Origin of the sequence: Parahaliea aestuarii, assembly GCF_008064635.1 — a bacterium.
Lineage (GTDB): Bacteria > Pseudomonadota > Gammaproteobacteria > Pseudomonadales > Halieaceae > Parahaliea > Parahaliea aestuarii.
Genome location: NZ_VRYZ01000015.1, coordinates 1 through 4514, shown reverse-complemented (window position 1 = coordinate 4514; position 4514 = coordinate 1). Strand labels below are relative to the sequence as shown.

At 48.1% G+C, this 4514-nt stretch carries 4 protein-coding genes; all 4 read right to left on the bottom strand.

Translation table 11 applies throughout. The features are described from left to right. Positions 1 to 829 precede the first annotated feature (829 nt). Complete coding sequence (locus FVW59_RS19450; RefSeq protein ID WP_148066046.1) at positions 830 to 1510, bottom strand: hypothetical protein; 681 nt, start codon at positions 1508 to 1510, stop codon at positions 830 to 832. Continuing rightward, positions 1501 to 2358, bottom strand: a complete 858-nt coding sequence (locus FVW59_RS19445) for an RHS repeat-associated core domain-containing protein (RefSeq protein WP_222711582.1) — start codon at positions 2356 to 2358, stop codon at positions 1501 to 1503. Before FVW59_RS19445 ends, FVW59_RS19450 begins: the two co-directional genes overlap by 10 nt. 743 nt (positions 2359 to 3101) lie before the next feature. Next, positions 3102 to 4046, bottom strand: a complete 945-nt coding sequence (locus FVW59_RS19440) for an RHS repeat-associated core domain-containing protein (protein ID WP_222711581.1) — start codon at positions 4044 to 4046, stop codon at positions 3102 to 3104. 119 nt (positions 4047 to 4165) lie between these two features. Further along, positions 4166 to 4360, bottom strand: coding sequence for a helix-turn-helix domain-containing protein (locus FVW59_RS19435; RefSeq protein WP_281290190.1), 195 nt, complete (start codon positions 4358 to 4360; stop codon positions 4166 to 4168). Positions 4361 to 4514 lie beyond the last annotated feature (154 nt).

Sequence of the window (4514 nt, the reverse complement as noted above, 5' to 3'; positions counted from 1 at the left end):
CTCTGTTGGGTGCCCTCAGGCTGCCTGCCGGGGTGGCAGGCTTGCCCTGGAATCAGTGGCAGCTTTGCCGTGGAATGGGTGGCAGGCTTCGCGTGGAATCAGTGGCAGGCTTGGTCTGGAATACGCACCTGGCTGTTACCGGGCTCGACAATGAAGGGATCGACACTGAGGAAGCGGCCCAGGTTATAGTCATAACCCCTTCCGTTCATATGGATCACTCGGGGCTGCGAGCACAGCCCGATCTTGGTGGCCCGGAGGGGCAGAAAAGCACACATTAATCAGTAAGTTACAGGATCCCAGATTTCCGCTGTACAAACGGGCCAGCTGGCATTTTTATTATAATTGGGCTCAATCCACTTCGCTATGGAGGTGCATCCCTGGTGATAAGCCCGACCGCTAACCGGCCGAACCGAAACCCAGGTTGTCATTGTTGCGGTCCGGCCAACGCACTCGATCCACGCAAACACTACAAATAGAGGCTCTTCGGGCAATCGAGAGCTCGCCTGGAGAACCTAATAAGCGAGAATCCCTGTGGGAGACTGGCCTGTAGCTCGCATCTTCGAGCCAGGGCTACATAGAAATTTCCACCAGGGCACCTGAACGGGTGCGCACACGATAGGCATTTAGCTACACCACATAGCACCTGAATGGATGCATACTAGATTTCTATCTGCAATGGCTGGCACTTCCTTGTCTCCTCGATGTACACAATCAACAAGCTCGCAAGATCCATATACTATTAAAAACATCATCGCAGAGTTTAAGAAACTCCCTGCGGATTTATAAAACCACTAAGAGCAACGCCAGTACCGTGAAGGTTAAAAATCCTTCAGGGCCCCGAAACTATAAGCCCCTTGCCCTTTAAGTAATCAATAACCTCCGAATAAGTTACTTTATTTGAACCAGCCGTGTGCTCAAACTTTAGTTTCATATCCCTACTTTTGACTTTATCACGTTCAATGCACTTGTAAGGATTCTCATATGAGTACGACAAAAGAGCTGGCGCGAGAATGTGCCCCATAATTGTTGCTCGCTCTAATAACTGGACTGCCTTAACTGATTTATCGTCGCAGCTAAAATTAAGATAGGAAACACCCAGCAAGAATAAATACCTCGGATCAGCACTTTCATGTGAGGCTAAATAGCGTTCTAAAAGCTTCTGGCCAATTTGAGCTTCAAAAACATCACCGCTAACAACATAAGTATCAATTGTCATACTAAAGTCATTCAGCGCTGAGTCGTCATGCTTGGAGATAAAGTAGGATCTATTTTCGACCAGCTGACTCACCACGCTTTTATCAATAGCCCCAATTCTTAAGCATAAGATGCCACGCTCCAATGCACCTGGCAAATACATGCTCAATGGCGCAGAAAACTCTGTGCTAGCACATAACTCGTTTGGATCAATCTCTACACCTTCTCCACCACCAGCTAATGAAAGATGAGGAAATGTTAGAATAGAGAAGTAGAAAGCCAATAATGGGAGAATATACACTCTGCTCATTTGCACGTTAGACTGCCTGCATCAACTAAGCTTGAACAAACTCTGTCAGTGTTGATTATTTCTCCATACTTTATTAGAAGTTCTATACGTGGGTCAGTATCTATGATCTTCATAAGCAATTTTCTATATGGGGATCCCTTTCCGAGAGATTTGTCCCAACTTGGATCACCTACAATTTCGGAAGACTGTGCTTCTTCAAGAGCACGTTTACAATCTTGATAACATTGGCTACGCATGATGCCAGCCTTCTTATCACCATATAACACTCGATCAAGAAATATTTCAGTTTGCAGATCCATTGCTATTGTATTTTCAGAAGGATTGCGCATATTTTCCGGCATTTCATAGCCTGACCACCAATCCTCATCCGAATCTTCTATCTGGCTTTCTCCATGCTCGATAAGTTCAGCTTGGTTGGCATTTATGGCAAGTTCATCTGATACAGAAACGTTACGTCTTGTCTGTTGGCCTCCAATTCCCCCGGATGATGGGCCGCTTGTAACTTCATTAAATCCAGCTGCTTGGAAGTAGTTTGATAGTCCATTTGACACAGCCTCGCGATCGCTCATTAGGCCGCCGCTCACACTGCCCGCGATGGTTGTCGAGCCATCATCATTCTGTGTGGTTGTTGTTGTGACGGTGACTTCCCGTTGTATACGCGACCCCGTTTTCTCTACACGGACCATGTTTTTCTCTACCTTTTCCTTCGTATAGCCTGTGGGGTCCACGCCACTCAAGGGGTTGTTCAAAACGTAACTGTAGGGGTTAATCGCCTGGGTGTTCCCCGGCTCCACAATGAACGGATCCACACTCAGGAAGCGACCCAGATTATAGTCGTAGCCTCGCCCATTCATATGGATCACTCGGGGCTGCGAGCACAGCCCGATCTTGGTGGCCTGGAGGGGCAGAAAAGCACACATTAATCAGTAAGTTACAGTATCCCAGATTTCCGCTGAACAAACGGGCCAGCTGGCATTTTTATTATAATTGGGCTCAATCCACTTCGCTATGGAGGTGCATCCCTGGTGATAAGCCCGACCGCTAACCGGCCGAACCGAGACCCAGGTTGTCATTGTTGCGGTCCGGCCAACGCACTCGATCCACGCAAACACTACAAATAGAGGCTCTTCGGGCAATCGAGAGCTCGCCAGGAGAACCTAATAAGCGAGAATCCCTGTGGGAGACTGGCCTGTAGCTCGCATCTTCGAGCCAGGGCTACATAGAAATTTCCACCAGGGCACCTGAACGGGCTGGGTTAGGATCAGGATTTGGCTACACCTAGTTTATCCGAAATATAAATACGCATATCGAGCTAACACCCCACATAAAGTGCATGCTGAAACCAACAGATAGGCATCATGCCAAAACCTTCGCCTTTCCAAGTGCTTCGAGCTTGCCATCCCGATGGTTCCAACCAAGCCGATTGCAAATACTAAGAAACCACCAACTACGAAAGTAACCGCTATCGACCTCATGAGTCCATCATAGACAAGATCGCCTTGTAGCATTACTTCGCCATGTAGATAGGAGATCGAGAGTAGCGTTGTACTTAATAAAAGACTTTGAAATAGAATGAGCAATGATCTAGCCATCGAATCTACTCTTTATCGAATTGCGGATTGAAGGTTTTCCAGGGCTCGTCTGGCGTTGAGCCGGGAATTTTCGCACCAAAACTCCCGAAGCCAAATCTTTGGCCTACAGCATTGTCAATTCTCCATATTCCCGGGAAATAGAATCTTGTTGGTGCAATCACTGGAGATTGAAGTGCATTAGATAATTCCTGAGCGAACACACTTCCACCCTGATTTCTACCAGTGTTACAGGAACACAATCTGATTCTCATTCCAGGTGCATAGCCCGGAGAACTCCTAATTTTCTCTGCAAGAGCAACAGGTGAAAGTGATTCTCGCGAATCGCCTGTATCATCAAATACTCGACGGCCATCTGAGTGTGCAAAAACTTCAAACGTATCGCTTTGCCTATGAGTCGGCATAGTCATACTGGCCGCCCTTTTGTCAAACAGATTTAGCTGGTTTTGATCGACATTCTCCGACTGAGAGTTTTGTAAAGCTTCGGCTGCTTGCATAGTGACCGTATCATCATTGCTGGCTAGCATGAACGCAGGATCGTAATCTACGTTATCCCTCTGTGATTGACCGCCAATACCACTGGAGGATGCGGAGCTTGTTACTTCATTGAGACCAGCGGATTGAAAGTAGTTTGATAGCCCATTCGACACCGCCTCGCGATCACTCATTAAACCACCACTCACACTGCCGGAAACGGTGGTTGAACCATCGTCATTCTGTGTGGTCGTGGTCGTGACGGTGACTTCCCGTTGTATACGCGAGCCCGTTTTCTTTACTCGCACCATGTTTTTTTCAACTTTTTCCTTCGTATAGCCTGTGGGGTCCACGCCACTCAAGGGGTTGTTCAAAACATAGCTGTAAGGGTTAATCGCCTGGCTGTTGCCGGGCTCCACAATGAACGGATCGACACTCAGGAAGCGTCCCAGGTTGTAGTCATAACCCCGCCCGTTCATATGGATGAATGCCTTTTAGCCATATTTATGATCAGAACCCAAGCGCATGCCGCCCAGTTGTAGATGCCCTATTGGTCACCAATTTTTTATTTTTCCAAATGACAGCGGCGAGGGTACATTTAGTGGAGCTGAGCGAAAACTTCCGGGTGCTGCTCCGCAATCCGCAGCAATGCCACAGCCGGCCCCTGAGGTTCACGGCGGCCTTGCTCCCAATCCTGGAGCGTCCGCATGCTAACGCCCAGCAAGCCGGCAAACGCGGATTGTGACATTTTGAGTTTTTGACGGATGACTTTAGGCGGGGAAGGCTCCGACAGTTCGGAAACTCTTAAATGAAGCTTCCCTGTAATCCCCCCATTTTTAACCGCCCGTTTGAGTAGAGGGTTATGCTGCCTGTAGCAGCTGGGTTGGAGGTATTCCCCCGATGGCCGAATTTGGCCGCTCGTTATTGTATTCCCAAAGCCACTGCGT

What these genes read in the sequence shown, in the direction of transcription:
- FVW59_RS19445 (WP_222711582.1), bottom strand. Translation starts at nt 2,358, where the DNA reads ATGAATGGGCGAGGCTACGACTATAATCTGGGTCGCTTCCTGAGTGTG.
- FVW59_RS19440 (WP_222711581.1), bottom strand. Translation starts at nt 4,046, where the DNA reads ATGAACGGGCGGGGTTATGACTACAACCTGGGACGCTTCCTGAGTGTC.